Genomic DNA, 17,079 nt, shown 5'->3' with positions numbered 1-17,079 from the left:
TGCAGCAGTGCCGCCGGTGCTGTGTGACAATCGGGGCCAGGACAGGGGGTTCAGGATGAAGACCGGTTGGCACAGGTGGTGCCGTGGCTTGGCCGCACTGGCACTGGTGGTGTCGCTCGCGGCGGCGGCCACGCCACAGGAGATGGCAGGGGAAACGCCGCGACTGCGCCGCTTCGGTGCGGCCGAAGGCTTGCCCTCGCGCATGGTGGTGGCATTGGCCGAAGACCGCCAGGGACACATCTGGGCGGCCACCGACGGCGGCCTGGCCCGTTACGACGGCAGCGCCCTGCGGGTCTGGCAGCATGACCCCGAACAGGCCGGGTCGTTGCCGGGCAATGAGATCGAAACCCTGCTGATCGATCCGCGCGACCGCGTCTGGCTGGGCATCAACGGCAAGGGCCTGGCCCGCCTGGATGCCGACCGCGATCGCTTCCGTACCTTCGATGGCATTGATGCGCAGTGCCAGGGGCAGTTCTGGACCCTGGCCTATGCCGGCGACGCATTGTGGATCGGCACCAGCACCCACGGTGTGTGCCGGTTGGCCGAAGATGGCCAGCTGCAGGTGTTCCGCCACGATGCGTCCGATCCTTCCGGCCTGCCCAGCGACACCATCTACAGCAGCCTGGTGGATGCGCAGGGGCGGCTGTGGATCGGCACCGAAGCGGGCGTGGCGCGCTGGGATGGCACCCGCTTCAAGGCCATCGCGGCGGGCGTGCTGGGCCATGTGAGCGTGCTGCGGCTCAGCCGCGATACCGATGGCGCGGTCTGGATCGGCAGCCAGAACGATGGGCTCTACCGTGTGGACGCCCACGATGCGGTCAGCCGCCCGACGTGGCCAGACAGCCCGGCCCTACGCGCGGCCCTGGTCATCCCGGATCGCCAGGGCGGCTACTGGGCCGGTACTGCGGATGGCCTGCTGCGCGGCGACGCCGATGCGCTGTGGCGCCTGCAGGGCGACCGCGGCAGTGGCTTCCTGACCGGTCACAGCGGCGTGCTGGACATGCTGCAGGACCACGAAGGCGGGCTGTGGGTGGGCCTGTTGACCCAGGGCCTGGCCTATCTGCCCCCCGACTGGCGGCGCTTTTCCACCTGGTACCAGCTGGACGGCAAGCCGTTGGACAGCCAATACCTGCTGAGTGCCGCCAGTGATGGCAACAACTACTACGTGGGTTCGGCCCATGGCGTCTATCGCATCGACGCGCAGGGCACCCTGAGCCTGCTGGCCAGCGACAAGGAGCTGGGCAGCGGTGCGGTCTGGTCGGTGCTGCCGCGCCCGCAGGGGCGCCTGTGGCTGGGGCGCGCCGGACGCCTGAGTGTGTACGACCCGGCCAGCGGTGCACTGCGCAACCTGCCGATCGGCGGCGGCGCGGACCTGCGCCAGCGCATCGACCTGATGCGGCAGGCGCCGGACGGGTCGGTGTGGATTTCGGTGATGAACCTGGGGTTGCAGCAGCGCGCTGCTGACGGCCGCCTGCTGCGCACCGTTCCGCTGTCGGCCCTGCACGGCGCCTCGGATGTGCCGATCGAACAGATCCGCTTCGATGCGCGCGGCCGGGTCTGGGCCATGGGCGAAATGGGGCTGTGGCGCGAGCAGGCCGACCGTTTCGAAGCCGTGCCGGGGGTATCCAGTGGCGCCATCTACGATCTGGTGTGGGTCGATCCGCAGCAGCTGTGGCTGGCCCGGCAAGGCGCGTTCGAGCGCTACCAGTGGGACGGGCTCACCCTGCGCCTGATCCAGCGCATCGACGCCAGCCACGGCATGCCGCCGGTCAGCATGGGCGGCCTGGCCCTGGCCGAGGATGGGCGCGTATGGGCGACCTCGCCACGCGGCCTGTTGCGCTGGGACCCCAAGCAGCGGCGCCTGCAGCAGATCAACGAACGCGACGGCCTGCCAGACGCCGAATTCACCGGGCGGCCGCCGGCGGTGGGGGCCGACGGTCGTGTGCTGGCCGTCACCCAGACCGGCATGGTGGGGTTCGACCCGAACGCAGCTGACGTCGCGCTGCCCGCATCGCAGCTGGTGATCGCGCAGGTGCGCGTGCGCCGCGACGACGCGCGCGGGTGGCAACCGCTGCCGACGGGCGGCGAGCTGCTGCTGGGCCCGGATGACCGTGACCTGCAGATCGATGCGCGGCTGTTGTCCTATGCAAACCCGCAGGGCAACCGCTACCGCTTCCGCGTCGGTGGTTACGACCAGAACTGGGTGGAGCAGGGCAGCGACGGCCAGCGCACGCTGTCGCGGCTGCCGCCCGGGCCGTACCTGATCGAAGTGCAGGCGGCCAGCAGCAGCGGCGCCTGGAGCCCCTCGCAACAGCTGCAGGTGAAGGTGCTGCCGCCGTGGTGGCGAAGCGGCATGGCCATCTTCGGCTACGTGATGCTGGGCTCGCTGTTGCTGTTGGCCCTGGTGTGGTCGATCCGGCGCCGGCTGCGGCGGCGGCAGCAATGGCAGTTGACCGTGCACAAGCAGCAACTGGCCGAGCAGGCGTCGCAGGCCAAGAGCCGCTTCCTGGCCACTCTGGGCCACGAAGTGCGCACGCCGATGACCGGTGTGCTGGGCATGAGCGAACTGCTGCTGGCCACCGAACTGGACCCGGTGCAACGCAGTTACGCGGGCTCCATCCAGCAGGCCGGCAGCCATCTGCTGCGGCTGGTGAACGACGCCTTGGACCTGGCCCGCATCGAAGCCGGCCGGCTTGAGCTGGATATCCGCCCGTTCGATCTGACCGGGCTGCTGGACCAGGTGCAGGCGCTGATGCAGCCGATGGCCCACCAGCGCCAGCTCGGCTTCCTGCGCGAAGACCGCCTGCCCGGGCCGGTGAGTGTGAGTGGCGATGAAATGCGGGTGCGGCAGATCCTGCTGAACCTGCTGGGCAATGCGATCAAGTTCACCGAGCGCGGCCACGTCGCGTTGGGCGTGCAGCTGCAGGACGATGGTGGCGTGCTGGTGTTCGAAGTGAGCGACACCGGGCCTGGCATCAGCACCGAGCAGCAGCAGCGTCTGTTCCACCGCTTCGAACAGGCCGATGGGCCGCGCACGGCGTCGCGCTACGGCGGCAGTGGGCTGGGCCTGGCCATCTGCCAGGAGCTGGCGGTGGCCATGGGCGGTCGTATCGACGTGGACAGCCAGTTGGGGCGCGGTGCGCGCTTCCGCGTCCGCCTGCCGTTGCCGTGGGCGCCGCAGGCGTCGCCACCGTCCGGCGAATCCATTGCCGTCGTTCCGGTGCTGCCGGCGTTGCGCATCCTGCTTGTGGAAGACGACACCACCGTGGCCGAGGTGATTGCCGGCCTGCTGCGCGCACGGGGTCACCAGGTCGTGCATGTGCTGCATGGCCTGGGCGCGCTGGCCGAAATCGCCACCGGCGGCTTCGATGTGGGGTTGCTGGATCTGGACCTGCCGGCCCTGGATGGCACCGCCATTGCGCGCCAGCTGCGGGCGATGGGCTACGAGTTGCCGCTGGTGGCAGTCACCGCGCGGTCGGATGCCTACGCCGAAACACAGGTGCTGGCCGCCGGTTTCGATGGCTTCCTGCGCAAGCCGGTGACCGGCGATCTGCTGGTGTCGGCGATCGCCCATGCGCGCAACAAACGTCAGATCACGGCGTAGTTGCGCAGCTTAATGGCGTGAATTGCGCGCCTTTCGGTTTACCATGCCGACGCCCGCCCTGCGGGCACCATCCATGGGCGCGTGAGGAGGCAATCGGTGGCGTATCTGCGGGCGGCGACGCTGCTGCTGATCCTGTTCGCCCTGGTGCCCGCGCTGGCCCAGCCGGTGGCGCCCACGCCCCGCCAGGTGACGGTGTTCGACGGCCTGCCATCGAATACGGTCAATCGCATGGCCGAAGATCGCTACGGTTATCTGTGGATCGCCACCAACGATGGCCTGGCACGCTACGACGGCCGCAACTACCGGATCTGGCGCTCCGAGGATGGCCTGCGCGACAACCGTATCTGGAGCGTGCTGGTCGACGCCCACAATGAACTGTGGATCGGTACCGAGAACGCGGGGCTGGTGCGCATGTCGGCCGACCGCCGGCAACTGCGCTTCTACGACCGCAGCAGCCAGCCGCTGATGGGCAGCAACACCGTGTGGAGCCTGGCGACCACGCCCGATGGCGCGATCTGGTTCGGCACCCATGAGGGCGGACTGTACCGGCTGGATCGCAATGAACGGCTGCAGCGCTTCCTGCCCGAAGCGAACAACCCGCGCAGCGTGCCGGCCGTGTCCGTGCCCTACCTGGCCACGCTGGCCGACGGCAGCCTGTGGGTGGGCACCAAGCACGGCGTGGCGCGCTGGACCGGCACCGACTTCGAGCGGATCGGCAGCGATGTGATTCCCAGCCCGATGATCAACGGGCTCAGTACCGAACCCGATGGCAGTCTGTGGATCAGTACGCTGGCCGGCGCCATCGTGCGGCGGCCCGACGGCCGCTTCGAGGCACCGCCATGGGCGCTGCCGGCCGGCGACCAGGTACTGGGCATGATGCTGCGCGACGAACAGGGCGGGCACTGGCTGGACACCCGCAGTGGCCTGGGCCGGGGCGTGGATGGCAAGTTCCAGAACGTACCGCTGTACAGCGCGATTGCCCGCGGCCGCGTGCGTCCGAACTGGACCGGCGCGTATGAAGACCGCGAAGGCGGCATCTGGCTGGCCAGCACCAATGCCGGCCTGTGGCACCTGCTGCCACGCTGGTGGCAGTTCTCGGTGTTTTCGCGGCTGGAAGACGACCCTGCGTCCCTGCGCAATGCCTTCGTGCTGGGCACCAGCCCGTCCAGCAGCGGCGGGGTGTGGACGGTGGGCAGCCATGGCGCACTGGACCGTTTTGACCCGTTGACCGGGCAGATCGAGCAGCACCGCACCTTCGTCAATGGCATGCACTGGCTGACCTCGGTGCGCGAGGATCGGCGTGGCCAGGTCTGGATCGGGTCCAGCGATGCGGTGATGCGCTATGACCCGCGCACCCGCGAGCTGCGCCGCTGGGGACGTGATGCGGCCACCGACGCGCCGATGGAGGGCACGGTCGAGGCGATGATGACCTGCGATGGCGACAGCCTGTGGCTGATGCTGCCGTCGGGGTTGCAGCAGCGCGATCTGGATGGCCATGTGCGGCGCGAACTGGAAAGTGGTCGCGACGGCCTGCAGCTGGGGCAGTTGAACCTGGACGTGGAGTGCGGCCCGCTGGACCACATCTGGCTGGCCAGCAGCCGCGGTCTGCTGCAGTGGCTGCCGGAGACCGGCCGCTTCCAGCCCGTGCCCGGCGCGCCTGCTTCGGCGGTCTACGCCATGCATGTGGGCCTCGATGGCCAGGTCTGGCTGTCCGAAGATGGTCGACTGGCCCGCTACCAGTGGCGCCAGGGGCGGCTGGAGCGGCAGGCGGTGATCGGCGCCGAGCAGGGCTATCCGGCCATTTCCGCCACCGGCGTGGTGGTCGACGCGCAGGGCGTGGTCTGGGCCAGCAGCGCCCGCGGTCTGGTGCGCGTAGGCGCCGACGGGCAGAGCGTGCGCCTGTATGGCGTGCATGACGGCCTGCCCAGCCAGGAGTTCCGCGAACACACGCTGATCAGCACCGCGTCCGGGCGCATGGTGGCCGGTACGCCTGCAGGCGTGGTGGTGTTCGACCCCGAGCAGGTACGACCCTCCACCCGGCGCGCGCCGCTGGTGATCGAGCGGGTGGAAGTGCGCCGCAACGAACAGGTGCTGGACCTGACCCACGACACGCCACTGCAGATTGCCGACGGTGACCGCGACCTGCGCATCGTCGCGCGCCTGCTGTCCTTTGCCGATTCGGCTTCCAATACCTACCGCTACCGCTTGGCTGGCTACGATCCGGACTGGGTGGAAGTAGGCCCGGCCGGCGAGCGTCTGTTCTCGCGCCTGCCGCCGGGCAGCTATCGCCTGGAAGTGCAGGCCCGCTCGGCCGACCATGTCTGGTCACGGGTGCAGAGCCTGGAATTCCATGTGCAGCCGCCGTGGTGGCGCAGCCTGTCCGGGCTGCTGGTGCTGGCCTCGATCGCGCTGCTGCTGACCAGCTGGTTCGCCTGGCTGTACCGGCGCCGCCTGCAGCGCCGCCACGCCTACCAGCTGGCGCTGCACAAGCAGGAGCTGGCCGAGCAGGCATCGGCGGCCAAGACCCGCTTCCTGGCCAACCTGGGCCATGAGATCCGCACGCCGATGACCGGTGTGCTGGGCATGAGCGAACTGCTGCTGTCATCGCCGCTGGACCCGCAGCAGCGCGGCTATACCCAGTCCATCCGGCACGCTGGCGAGCACCTTCTGCACCTGGTGAACGACGCGCTGGACCTGGCGCGGATCGAATCGGGGCGATTGGAACTGCAGTCGCGTCCGTTCGCATTGAACGCCCTGTTGCAGGACCTGGCGGCGCTGATGGGGCCGCTGGCCGCACAGAAGGGCCTGCGCTTCAGCCTGGACAACGCCCTGCCGCCAGGGCTGCAGGCCACCGGCGATGCCATGCGCGTGCGTCAGATTCTGTTGAACCTGTTGTCCAACGCGGTGAAGTTCACCTCGCGCGGCGGCATTACCCTGCACGCGCGCTGCGACGATGATGGATTGTACTTCGACGTGCGCGATACCGGTCCGGGCATCAGCCAGGAGCAGCAGCAGCGTCTGTTCCGCCGTTTCGAACAGGCCGATGGCGCACGCACCGCCGCCCAGTACGGCGGCAGCGGGCTGGGCCTGGCGATCTGCCGCGAACTGGCCCTGGCCATGCAGGGCCGCATCCGGGTGGAGAGCCAGCTGGGCACGGGCACCGCGTTCGCGGTCTGGCTGCCGTTGCCGCTGGCCTTGGAGGAGGGCAGTGACCCCGCTGCCGGGCTGCAGGGTGATGGCACGGCCAGCCCCCTGCCGGCGCTGCGCGTGCTGCTGGTGGAAGACGATGGCACCGTGGCGGATGTGGTGACGGGCCTGCTGACCGCGCGCGGTCACGAGGTGGTCCATGCCGAGCATGCACTGGCGGCATTGCGCGAGATCAGCGCGGGCGAATTCGATGTGGGCCTGCTGGACCTGGACCTGCCCGGCCTGAGTGGTTTCGAACTGGCCCAGCACCTGCGCAACCAGGGCTACACCCTGCCGTTGCTGGCGGTGACCGCGCGCACCGATCCGGATCTGCAGCAGCAGGTGGAAGCGGCCGGCATTGAAGGCTTCCTGCGCAAACCCGTGACCGGTGAGCTGCTGGTCGAAGCCATCGCCCGCGTGCTGGGGCGCTAGGGCGTGCTGGCAGGGCTTGCAGCCCTGCACCTGCTGACGTCAACTCTGCTGTTGGTAGGTGTCGACCTTGGTCGACACAATCTGTCCGATATCGAATTATCTCTGGGGTCAGAGCCCGTTGCGAAGCAACGGGATCCGACCCCGTGCCGTTCCGACAGATCGCGGCCAACTGTCGAAGGCGGGGTGGGTCCGGTTGCGGGGGCGTGAGCGCCATGGATGGCGCGACCGAGCCTACAGGGACGTATTTACGGCGTCCCCCGCAACCGGACCCATCCCGCCATCCCTCGGATACCCAGCTTTTGACGTTGACCTTGCCGTTGCTCCAAGCAGGTGCAGGGCTGCAAGCCCTGCCGAAAACACTACTCCGCGACCGATTCGACCTGGCGCGGTTCGGGCTTGGTGTCGGGCAGCTGCCAGAAGATCATCGTCGAGGTGAGGGTGATCGCACCCACGCAGATGAAGGTGGCATGCAGCGCCGCTGTGGCGCCATGGCCTTCCAGGTGCGTGCCGAACGCTGCCAGCAGGCTGCCTGCGGCCGCCGCACCGAAACCGGCCGCCAGCATCATCACCATCGACAGCAGGCTGTTGCCGGAACTGGCGAACTCGCGATCCAGATCGCGCAGGGTCACGGTGTTCATCACGGTGAACTGCAGTGAATTGACCGCGCCGAAGAACGCCAGCTGCAACAGGCGCCAGCCCAGGTGCTGGCCCGGCGTCATCAGGATGAAGCTGGCCATCGCCAGGCCCACCAGCACGGTGTTCACCATAAGCACGCGACGGTAGCCGTACTGCTCCACCAGCTTCACTGCCAGCTTCTTCGACACCATGCCAGCGGCGGCCACCGGTACCATCATCAGGCCGGCGTGCATCGGGCCCAGGCCCAGGCCCACCTGCAGCAGTAGCGGAATCAGCATCGGCATGGCGCTGCTGCCGATGCGCGAAAACAGATTGCCCAGGATGCCGATGCGGTAGCTGGGTACGCGGAACAGCGCCAGTGAGAACAGCGGCGCAGTGGAATTGGCCGCGTGCAGCCAGTAGCCCACAAGCGCTGCCAGGCCAGCCACGGTCATCAGCATCACCAGTGCGTGCGGCGTGCCCAGTCCGGAAATGCCATCCAGTGCCAGCGACAGCACCACCATGGCGAAGGCCAGCATGATGTAGCCGCGCAGGTCGAAGCGCACGCGGTGGCTGGCGTAGTGGTCGGGCATGATCTTCATGGCGGCGATGAAACCGATCACGCCGATGGGAAGATTGATCAGGAACACCCAGTGCCACGATGCGATCTCCACCAGCCAACCGCCCAGGGTCGGGCCGATCAGCGGGCCGATCAGCGCGGGAATGGCGATGAAACTCATCGCGCGCAGGAAATCCTCGCGCGGCACCGAGCGCATCACCGCCAGGCGACCGACCGGCAGCAGCATGGCGCCGCCGATGCCCTGCAGTACGCGGGCGCCGACCAGTTGATGCAGGTGCTGGGCCAGCGCACAGGCCAGCGAGCCCAGGGTGAACAGGATGATCGCCACCAGGAAGGTGCGGCGCGTGCCGTAACGGTCGGCGATCCAGCCCGAGGCCGGAATGAACGTGGCCACCGCCAGCGCGTAGCTGAACACCACCGACTGCATCTGCAGCGGGCTTTCGCCCAGGCTGGCGGCCATGGCCGGCAGCGCGGTGTTGACGATGGTCGAGTCCAGCATCTGCATGAAGATGGCCAGTGAAACCAGCCACAGCAGGGGACGGAAGCGGGCGTAGTCGGACGGCGAAGCCGGCACGGACGGGTCGGACATGGCGTGGGGAGCCGGTGGAGCGGGGCGGCCATGATCGCCCATGTGAAGTCACGGCGCGATAAACGTCGCGCCGTGACGTATTTGGCTCGATCAGCGACGGCTGAGGCTGTGCACCGCGTCCACCAGCACCTGCACGTGCGCTGGATCCATGTCCGGCGACATGCCGTGGCCCAGGTTGAACACGTGGCCCTCGCGCGAACCGCCGTTGCCGGCCGCGTAGGTGTCCAGCACGCGTGCGGCCGCGGCGGCGATCGCATCGGGCGAGGCGTACAGCGTGGTCGGGTCCAGGTTGCCCTGCAGGGCAACCCGGCCACCGGTGCGGCGCAGGGCCTCGTCCAGGTCCAGCGTCCAGTCCAGGCCCAGTGCATCGGCACCGGTCTGCGACAGCGCTTCCAGGTGCAGGCCGGTGCCCTTGCCGAACAGGATCAGCGGCGTGCGCTCGCTGCCTTCGCCACGCTCCAGGCCTTCGGCAATGCGCTGCAGGTAGCGCAGCGAGAATTCGCGGTACATGGCCGGCGAAAGCACGCCGCCCCAGGTGTCGAACACCTGCAGGGCCTGCGCACCGGCGGCACGCTGCGCGCCCAGGTAGGCGATCACCGCCTCGGTGGTCACCGCCAGCAGGCGGTGCAGCGCCTGCGGGTGGTTCAGCGCCATCGCCTTGATGCGCGCGAAATCCTTGCTGCCGCCGCCTTCCACCATGTAGCAGGCCAGCGTCCACGGGCTGCCGGAGAAGCCGATCAGCGGCACCTGGCCGTCCAGTTCGCGGCGGATCAGGCGCACCGCGTCCATCACGTAGCCCAGGTCCTGTTCCATGTCCGGCACGGCCAGCTTGGCAATGGCGGCCTCGTCACGCACCGGGTGGCGGAACTTCGGGCCTTCGCCTTCGACGAAGTACAGCTCCAGGCCCATCGCATCGGGAATGGTCAGGATGTCCGAGAACAGGATGGCCGCATCCAGCGGGAAGCGGCGCAGCGGCTGCAGGGTCACTTCGCAGGCGATTTCCGGGTTCTTGGCCATGCCCAGGAAACTGCCGGCCTTGGCCCGGGTCGCACGGTATTCCGGCAGGTAGCGGCCGGCCTGGCGCATCAGCCAGACGGGGGTGCAGTCCACCGGTTCACGGCGCAGGGCGCGCAGCAGGCGATCGTTGCGGAGGGGGCTGGTCACGATGGGCATTCCTTGGGCGAAGAGGGGCAGCGGCTCAATCGCCGTGCGAAAGAATCTGGAAGCCGCGATGCAGTTCGGCATCGCGGGCCTTGTCGAAGGCATGGCGGGCTTCATCGGCCTGCAGGAACAGCTCGCGCCGCAGCTGCGAGCGCGCACCGACGCGGCCGCTCTCGCGCAGCAGTTCCCAGCCGCCGAACAGGTCCGGCAGCAGGGTCAGGCGCAGGAAGCGCGGCGCCTGCGCACCGGCATCGGGATGTTGCAGGTAGACATGCATGGGCCGATTGTAGCGGGGCAGGGGTGAGCCCTGCCGCAACGCGCCGTCGGCAGCGCCGGGCCATGCCCGGCGAACACGGGCCCGCTCAGCCTGCGCCCAGCACCTTCAGCACCGCCGCTTCATCCACGTCCGGCACCACTTCGGCGCGGCCCATGCCCCGCCACAGCACCAGGCGCAGGCGGCCGGCCACGTTCTTCTTGTCCAGCCGCATGCGGCCCAGCAGGGCCTGCGGGTCCAGCCCGGCGGGGATCGCCACCGGCAGCCCCAGCCGTTCCAGCAGCGCCTGCAGGCGCACGCGGTCGGCATCGTCGGCCAGGCCCAGGTCGGTGGAAAGCCGCGCGGCCAGTACCATGCCCACTGCCACGGCCTCACCGTGGTTCAGGGCATCGCGGCCGGGCGCCGAGTAGCCCTGCTCGGTCTCGATGGCGTGGCCAAAGGTGTGGCCCAGGTTCAACAGCGCACGCTCGCCCTTCTCGAAGGGGTCGCGTTCGACGATGGCGGCCTTGTGCCGGCAGCTGCGTGCGATGGCCTCGGCCAGCGCGGCCTGCTCACCGGCCACCAGCGCCTCGGCGTGCTGCTGCAGCCATTCAAAGAACACCGCATCGCCCAGCGCACCGTACTTCACCACTTCGGCCAGGCCCGCGCGCAGTTCGCGCGGCGGCAGCGTGGCCAGTACGCGCGTATCGGCAATCACCGCGCGCGGCGGGTGGAAGGCGCCGACCAGGTTCTTGCCGGCCGGAATATCCACCGCGGTCTTGCCGCCCACCGACGAATCCACCATGGCCAGCAGGGTGGTGGGCAGCTGCACGCAGTCCACGCCCCGCATCCAGCAGGCCGCGGCGAAGCCGGCCAGATCGCCGACCACGCCGCCGCCCAGGGCGAACACACAGGCATCGCGGGTGGCACCCAGCGCGGCCAGTGCTTCGATGGCGCGGCCGAATTCGGCCAGGGTCTTGGATGCTTCGCCGGCGGCCAGCACGTGTTCGCCCACGATCAGGTCCGGGCGCGCGGCCAGCAGGGCCTCGCGAAGGGCGGCCAGGTACAGCGGGGCCACCTCGCTGTCGCTGAGCAGCAGCACGTGGCGGCCGCGCACGTGCGAGGCCAGCGCAGCGCCGTCGGCCTGGGCGCCGGCGCCGATGGTGATGGTGTAGGGACGGTCGCCGGCAACGGAGACCTGCAGCAGAGAAGGGGTGGTCATGCGTTCAGGTCCTGGCGCTGCCATTGCGCGGCCAGCTTGACGACAAGCTGGGCGGTCGCATCGGCGGCGGTGTACGGGTCGGTGTCAAGCGTGATGTCGGCCAGCGCGTGGTACAGCGGGTCGCGCACGGCGGCCAGGTCGTGCAGTACCTGCTCACGGTCCGGGCGCTGCAGCAGCGGGCGCCCCTTGTCGCGGGCCAGCCGTTCCAGCTGTGCCGCCACGCTCACATGCAGGTGCACCACGAAGCCGCGCTGGGCGATCAGGGCGCGGTTGTCCGGGTCCAGCACGGCGCCGCCGCCGGTGGATACCAGCTGGCCCTGGCCAGCCAGCACCTGGGCCAGGGCCTGGCGTTCATGGGCGCGGAAGCCGGCTTCGCCGGAGTGCTCGAAGATGGTCGGAATGCTGGCGCCGGCGGTATCGACGATGGCCTGGTCCACGTCCACGAAGTCCAGCGTGAAGCGTTCGGCCAGGCGGCGGCCGATGCAGGTTTTGCCGGCGCCCATCGGGCCGATCAGGATCAGGTTCGGAGCAGGATTCATGCCCTGTGATGCTAACACCTTCACGCCCCGGGCCCGGCACGATGGTTGCGTTTGGAAGCATCCGCGCGGCGTTGTCAGCGCACGGCCTGCACCTGCCGTTGCCCGTCCAGCTGCACCACGTGGTCGGCCAGCGCGGGCAGGGCGCGCAGCGCCTGGCGGCTGACCCGCTCGTAGTACTGCACGAAGCGTTCCAGTTGCGGCCGGGTCATGCCATGCCGACCGGGCTGCGCTGCCTGCAGGTTCTGTTCCTGCTGCCAGCGCCAGCGCGGAACCACCGAGAAATTCGGCGGCTGCAGGAACCACAGGCGGTCACAACGCTGCCACAGCGCGGGGTAGTGGTCGGCCAGGGCCTGGTTGCACCAGCGCCGCCAGCGCCCGTCCGGGTCGGCCTCCTGCTCCAGCGCGTTCAAGGGGCGGTCCAGCTCGGCATCGGTCTGCGCGGGCGTGCCCAGGAACCACCCTTCGAACACCAGCAGGTCCAGCGGTGCATCCAGCGCCGACCACTGCGCTTCGGGCAGGCGCTCATCGGCCAGCTTGTCGAAGCGCGGCAGTGCCAGCGGCTGGCGCGCGGCCACCGCGTCGAGCACGGCGTGCGCCAGCGGCAGGTCGTGGGTGCCGGGCGGGCCGCGGGTGATCAGCAGCGGATGCACCTGGCGGGCCAGGCGTTGCCGCTGGGCGCGGGTCAGGTAGACATCGTCGATGGACAGGGCCGCCGCGTTCAGGCCGCGTGACCGGGCACGCGCCACCACCTGTGCGGCCAGCGTCGATTTGCCGCTCCCCTGCACGCCACTGATGGCCAATACTGGCACCGTGGCAGAACTGGCCAGCGCGTCATCCAGCGCCTGCTCGGCAAGCGTTTCGGGGAATCCTTTCACCACGGGCATGTACGCAGCAGCAACCATGCCGCCACAATAGCCCAATCCGAGTGAGAAGAAGCGAACCATGAGCGACCTTTACGCCGAAGCCCTGTCCACCTTTGCCGCTCTGTTCGAGGAGGCCAAGCAGAGCCGCGAGGTCGAGCCCAATGCGATGACCGTGGCCACTGCCGATGCGCAGGGCCGTCCGTCGGCGCGCACCGTGCTGCTGAAGGCCTTTGATGAGCGCGGCTTCGTGTTCTATACGCATCTGGACAGCCACAAGGGCCGCGAGCTGCAGGCCAACCCGCAGGCGGCCCTGCTGTTCCTGTGGCGCAGCCTGCGCGAGGCCGGCATCCAGGTGCGCATTGAAGGGCGCGTGGAGCCGGTGGCCGATGCCGAGGCCGATGCCTATTTCGCCAGCCGCCCACGCATGAGCCAGATCGGCGCCTGGGCGTCACTGCAGTCGAAGACGCTGGCCAGCCGCGAGGAATTCGATGCGCGTGTGGCCGAGGTGGAAGCACGCTTCGAAGGCCAGGACGTGCCGCGCCCGGATGGCTGGAGCGGCCTGCGCGTGGTGCCCGACCGCATCGAGTTCTGGTACGGCGCGCAGTTCCGCCTGCACGAGCGCTGGTGCTATGAAGCCGGTGCCGAGGGGCGCTGGAGCAAGCGCCTGCTGTACCCGTGAGCGACGCTGGGGCGACTATCCGAAAGGCCACGCCGGCCGATGTGGCTGTGTGGGCACAGCTGCGGCTGGGATTGTGGCCCGATGCCGATGAGCCGCTGGAGGCACTGTCGCAGTCGCTGGCCGACCACGATGGCGCGGTGTTCCTGGCCTGCCTGGCCGATGGCGGGGCGGTGGGCTTTGCCGAAGTGCGGCTGCGCCACGATTACGTAAACGGTACCGACACATCGCCGGTAGGCTTTCTGGAAGGCTGGTACGTGCAGCCAGCGTGGCAGGGCCATGCTCTGGGCCGGGCCTTGCTGGTGGCCGTGCGGGACTGGACGCGTGCGGCCGGCTGCCGCGAACTGGCCTCGGACAGTCGCGTCGAGGATGAGCACGCGCATGCCGCGCACCGTGCCTGCGGTTTCGAAGAGACCGAGCGGGTGGTCTACTTCCGCATGCCGTTGGACGCTGCTTTGTAGGGTCGAGCTTGCTCGACCGCTTTTCCCAGTCGAGCAAGCTCGACGCTACAAGAGCGGTCGACCACGGTCGACACCTACCGGGGGGCTGTCAGCAGGCCTTCCAGCGCCTCCACGTCCACAGGGTCGCGCTGTGCTGCCGTCATGAATCGCTCGGCAAATACATCCCACAGCCGGCTGCGCAGGAAGTAGCGGAACAGTTCCGCATCCAGATGCTGCTCGTTGCACATCAGGGCCATGATGCGCAGCGTTTCGCTGAGCGGCTTGGCCGGCTTGTAAGGGCGGTCAGCGGCGGTGAGTGCCTCGAACACGTCGCACAGTGCCATCACCCGGTCCAGCAACCCCAGCTGGTCGCCGGGCAGGCGCCGCGGATAACCCTTGCCGTTCAGCCGCTCATGATGGGTGGCGGCCAGCTCCGGCACCTGTTCCAGGCCCGGCGGCCAGGGCAGGGCCTTCAGCATCACGTAGGTCTGCACGATGTGGTTGTTGATGCGGAAGCGGTCTTCGTCGGTGAGCGTGCCGCGGCGGATGCCCAGGTTGTACAGCTCGCCGATGTTCTGCTCGCACGGGGGCAGTTCCATGTTGAAACCCAGCGTGTTGCGCGGGTCGTCCGCTTCCACGGCGGGTCGGTCACTGCCCCACGGTACGCGGTGTTCGGGCAGGTCCTGCAGCAGGGTGGCCGCGGCCGGCAGGGGCGGAGCCTGCGGGCGCTGGGTTTGCAGATGGCGAAGCTCGGCGGCCGACAGGCCCAGGCGGTCGTCGAAGTGGCGCTGCCAGGGTTGCTGGCCGATGGCCTGCAAGCGCGCGATGGCTTCGTCGGCCATGAACTCGCCGCCCAGGTTGCAGCCGGCCACGAACGCGAAATCATCCTGCAGCTGCTGCTTTCGGCTGGCGAGCTGGGTTGCAGTGGTTTCGCCACGTGCGGCGGACAGTTCCGCATCGCGCCACAGGATCTCGAAGCGCAGGCGCACCTCGTGGATGCGGTTGCGGATGACCTCCAGCTTGGTCGCCTTGTCCACGATGTGCTCGGGGCTGATGACCTTGCCGCAGTCGTGCAGCCAGGCGCCAAGCCGGAACGCTTCACGCTCGCCCTCGCTCATGCGGAACGTGGCGTAGCGCCCGTCATCGGCCTGGTGCAGGTGCTCGGCCAGCTCGATGGCCATCTGCGGTACGCGCTCGCAGTGGGCGCCGGTGTAGGGGCTCTTGGCATCGATCGCATCGGCCAGCAGGCGGATGAGTGCCTCGAACAACAGCCGTTGCGCCTCGGACAACTGGCGGGTCTCGATGGCCACCGCCAGCATGCCCGACAGGCGCTGGGTGAACTGCAGGAAGGCCGCATCGTCGTGGGCGGCATCGGTGGGGTGCTCCAGGACCAGCAGTCCCTGCAGGTTGCCCTGCCGGCCGCGCAGGGGCAGTCGCAGTTGTCCGGCCGGAGGCTGGTCGTGCACGTCGTCGGTCGGCCACGCGATGTGCGCAGGCAGGGGTGTGTGCAGCGTGCCCACCTGGACCGTGCGGTGCAGGGCGCCGGTGGGTGCGTCTGGAAGATAGACCGCCGCCGCACGCGATTGGGTGGCCTTGACCATCTGCTCCAGCACCCGCTGCAGCATGCGCTCCATCTGCGGCTCGGTGGCCAGGCATTCGGTCAGGTCCAGGAACGCGGCAATCGTGCCGCCCATATGCTGGATGGCCTGCGACAGCTCGCTCACCTCGCGCACGCGGCTGGCCGGCAGGGGCGCGCCGGTGAAATCGAAGCGGGCGATACGCAGGCTGCGTTCGCGCAGGCCGACCAGGCTGCGGCCCAGGGCGCGCCCGGCCAGCCAGCCCAGTGGCAACAGCAGCAGGGTCAGCAACAGCGCCAGGCCCAGCGTCTGCGCGGCACGCCGGCGCGCGTCGGCGGCCAGCTCGTCCATGGGCAGCGCTTCCAGCAGATCGAACGTCTGCCCGTGCCCGGTCTGCAGCCGCGAGCGCAAGCCGATCCAGGTGCGACCTGCGGTGTTGAACTGCACGGGCAGGCCGTTGTGCGTGGCGCGTGCCTGGACCTGGGCCAGCGGGGTGTGGCCTGCTGGCGCGGCCAGCGTGCTGGCAATGATCTCGCCGTTGCCATGCAGCAGCGCCAGCTCGGTGCCGGGCGTGGCCCGCAGCGTGGCCAGCACCTGGGCCAGATCGTCCAGCGCCACATCAACGCCGACCACGGCATCGGCGGTGCTGGCACGTTCGCTCAGCGTAACGCCCATGCGGCCGGTGGTGGCAAAGCGATACGGCGCCGAGGCATGCACGCTGCCCGGGCGCTGCCACGCCTGCTGGTACCAGCTGCGCTGGCGCGGATCGAAGTCGTGGCTGGGCCACGGGCGTGTGGGCAGTGGCCGGCCTTGCGCATCCAGGAAGTGGAAGCGTGACACGCGCGTGCCGTCGGCCTGTTGGCTGAGCGTCTGCAGCAGCATGTCGGCAGTACTGGGCGCCGCCACGCTTTCGCGCACGGCCGGCACCGCCAGTGACCGGGCCAGCAGCAGATCGCCATTGGGGTAGGCCACGTACACCGAAGCCGCCACCGGTGCCGCGCGCAGTGCGGCCAGCAGCGGCGCGGCGTGTTCCAGGCGGCTGCGTTCGTCGGCCAGGGCGGGCAGCTGGCCGGCGCCGATCTGGCCCAGCGCCACCTGTGCCGGGGCAAACTGCAGGCGCAACTGTTCGGCCAGCAGGGTGGTATCGCGCATGGCGCGCTGCCGGGCATCCGCGCCCAGGCGCTGGTAGGTGGCGATCACCCCCCAGCCGATCAGCAGTGCGGCGACCAGGGCCATGCAGGTCATGGTCAGCGCGGTGATATGGACGCGGATGCGGAACTGGCGCGGACCCGGTACGGCGTGGCTCATCAGGCTTCCCCCCCTATGCCGATAGCCCTACGCA

Annotated in this window: 11 protein-coding genes; 4 read left to right on the top strand and 7 right to left on the bottom strand. The window is 69.2% G+C overall.

Annotation, left to right across the window (positions count from 1 at the left end; translation table 11 throughout):
• Positions 1-55: 55 nt before the first annotated feature.
• Together C1932_RS14655 and C1932_RS14650 are read left to right on the top strand one after the other, a co-directional pair.
• The gene (locus C1932_RS14655; protein ID WP_108762657.1) at positions 56-3,604 is read left to right on the top strand and encodes an ATP-binding protein; all 3,549 of its coding nucleotides are present in this window, start codon (positions 56-58) and stop codon (positions 3,602-3,604) included.
• A gap of 96 nt (positions 3,605-3,700) precedes the next feature.
• Positions 3,701-7,222, top strand: coding sequence for a hybrid sensor histidine kinase/response regulator (locus C1932_RS14650; RefSeq protein ID WP_108762656.1), 3,522 nt, complete (start codon positions 3,701-3,703; stop codon positions 7,220-7,222).
• Positions 7,223-7,581: 359 nt separating this feature from the next.
• Here C1932_RS14650 and mdtD read toward each other — a convergent pair whose 3' ends face one another.
• The 6 genes from mdtD to C1932_RS14620 all read right to left on the bottom strand — a co-directional run bounded on the left by mdtD (position 7,582) and on the right by C1932_RS14620 (position 13,083).
• On the bottom strand, positions 7,582-9,006 hold the full coding sequence (gene mdtD / locus C1932_RS14645) for a multidrug transporter subunit MdtD (RefSeq protein ID WP_108753854.1): 1,425 nt from the start codon (positions 9,004-9,006) through the stop codon (positions 7,582-7,584).
• Between the two features lie 90 nt (positions 9,007-9,096).
• Positions 9,097-10,179 carry a uroporphyrinogen decarboxylase gene (gene hemE / locus C1932_RS14640; protein WP_108762655.1) on the bottom strand — a complete coding sequence of 361 codons (1,083 nt, stop codon included), beginning with the start codon at positions 10,177-10,179 and terminating at the stop codon, positions 9,097-9,099.
• A gap of 25 nt (positions 10,180-10,204) precedes the next feature.
• Positions 10,205-10,444, bottom strand: coding sequence for a WGR domain-containing protein (locus C1932_RS14635; RefSeq protein WP_108753853.1), 240 nt, complete (start codon positions 10,442-10,444; stop codon positions 10,205-10,207).
• Between the two features lie 85 nt (positions 10,445-10,529).
• Positions 10,530-11,642, bottom strand: coding sequence for a 3-dehydroquinate synthase (gene aroB, locus C1932_RS14630; protein ID WP_108762654.1), 1,113 nt, complete (start codon positions 11,640-11,642; stop codon positions 10,530-10,532).
• Positions 11,639-12,181: a shikimate kinase gene (locus tag C1932_RS14625; protein ID WP_108762653.1), complete on the bottom strand. Its 543-nt coding sequence runs from the start codon at positions 12,179-12,181 to the stop codon at positions 11,639-11,641. Before C1932_RS14625 ends, aroB begins: the two co-directional genes overlap by 4 nt.
• A gap of 74 nt (positions 12,182-12,255) precedes the next feature.
• A complete protein-coding gene (locus C1932_RS14620) occupies positions 12,256-13,083 on the bottom strand; it encodes a kinase (protein WP_108762652.1) in 828 nt (275 codons plus the stop codon).
• Positions 13,084-13,123: 40 nt separating this feature from the next.
• Here C1932_RS14620 and pdxH point away from each other — a divergent pair, with 40 nt between their 5' ends.
• Both pdxH and aacA read left to right on the top strand, forming a co-directional pair.
• A complete protein-coding gene (gene pdxH, locus C1932_RS14615; RefSeq protein WP_108762651.1) occupies positions 13,124-13,723 on the top strand; it encodes a pyridoxamine 5'-phosphate oxidase in 600 nt (199 codons plus the stop codon).
• Positions 13,720-14,181, top strand: a complete 462-nt coding sequence (gene aacA, locus C1932_RS14610) for an aminoglycoside 6'-N-acetyltransferase (protein ID WP_108762650.1) — start codon at positions 13,720-13,722, stop codon at positions 14,179-14,181. Before pdxH ends, aacA begins: the two co-directional genes overlap by 4 nt.
• 74 nt (positions 14,182-14,255) lie before the next feature.
• Here the strand turns inward: aacA and C1932_RS14605 are convergent, their stop codons facing one another.
• Positions 14,256-17,045 carry an HD domain-containing phosphohydrolase gene (locus C1932_RS14605; protein ID WP_108762649.1) on the bottom strand — a complete coding sequence of 930 codons (2,790 nt, stop codon included), beginning with the start codon at positions 17,043-17,045 and terminating at the stop codon, positions 14,256-14,258.
• Between the last annotated feature and the right edge of the window lie 34 nt (positions 17,046-17,079).

It is taken from the genome of Stenotrophomonas sp. YAU14D1_LEIMI4_1 (assembly GCF_003086815.1).
Lineage (GTDB): Bacteria > Pseudomonadota > Gammaproteobacteria > Xanthomonadales > Xanthomonadaceae > Stenotrophomonas.
Note: the sequence above shows the minus strand (reverse complement) of the source record. Positions and strands in the feature narration are given on the sequence as shown.

Coding starts and splice junctions, on each gene's coding strand:
- C1932_RS14655 (WP_108762657.1), top strand. CDS start 56: ATGAAGACCGGTTGGCACAGGTGGTGCCGTGGCTTGGCCGCACTGGCA.
- mdtD (WP_108753854.1), bottom strand. CDS start 9,006: ATGTCCGACCCGTCCGTGCCGGCTTCGCCGTCCGACTACGCCCGCTTC.
- hemE (WP_108762655.1), bottom strand. CDS start 10,179: ATGCCCATCGTGACCAGCCCCCTCCGCAACGATCGCCTGCTGCGCGCC.
- C1932_RS14635 (WP_108753853.1), bottom strand. CDS start 10,444: ATGCATGTCTACCTGCAACATCCCGATGCCGGTGCGCAGGCGCCGCGC.
- aroB (WP_108762654.1), bottom strand. CDS start 11,642: ATGACCACCCCTTCTCTGCTGCAGGTCTCCGTTGCCGGCGACCGTCCC.
- C1932_RS14625 (WP_108762653.1), bottom strand. CDS start 12,181: ATGAATCCTGCTCCGAACCTGATCCTGATCGGCCCGATGGGCGCCGGC.
- C1932_RS14620 (WP_108762652.1), bottom strand. CDS start 13,083: ATGGTTGCTGCTGCGTACATGCCCGTGGTGAAAGGATTCCCCGAAACG.
- pdxH (WP_108762651.1), top strand. CDS start 13,124: ATGAGCGACCTTTACGCCGAAGCCCTGTCCACCTTTGCCGCTCTGTTC.
- C1932_RS14605 (WP_108762649.1), bottom strand. CDS start 17,045: ATGAGCCACGCCGTACCGGGTCCGCGCCAGTTCCGCATCCGCGTCCAT.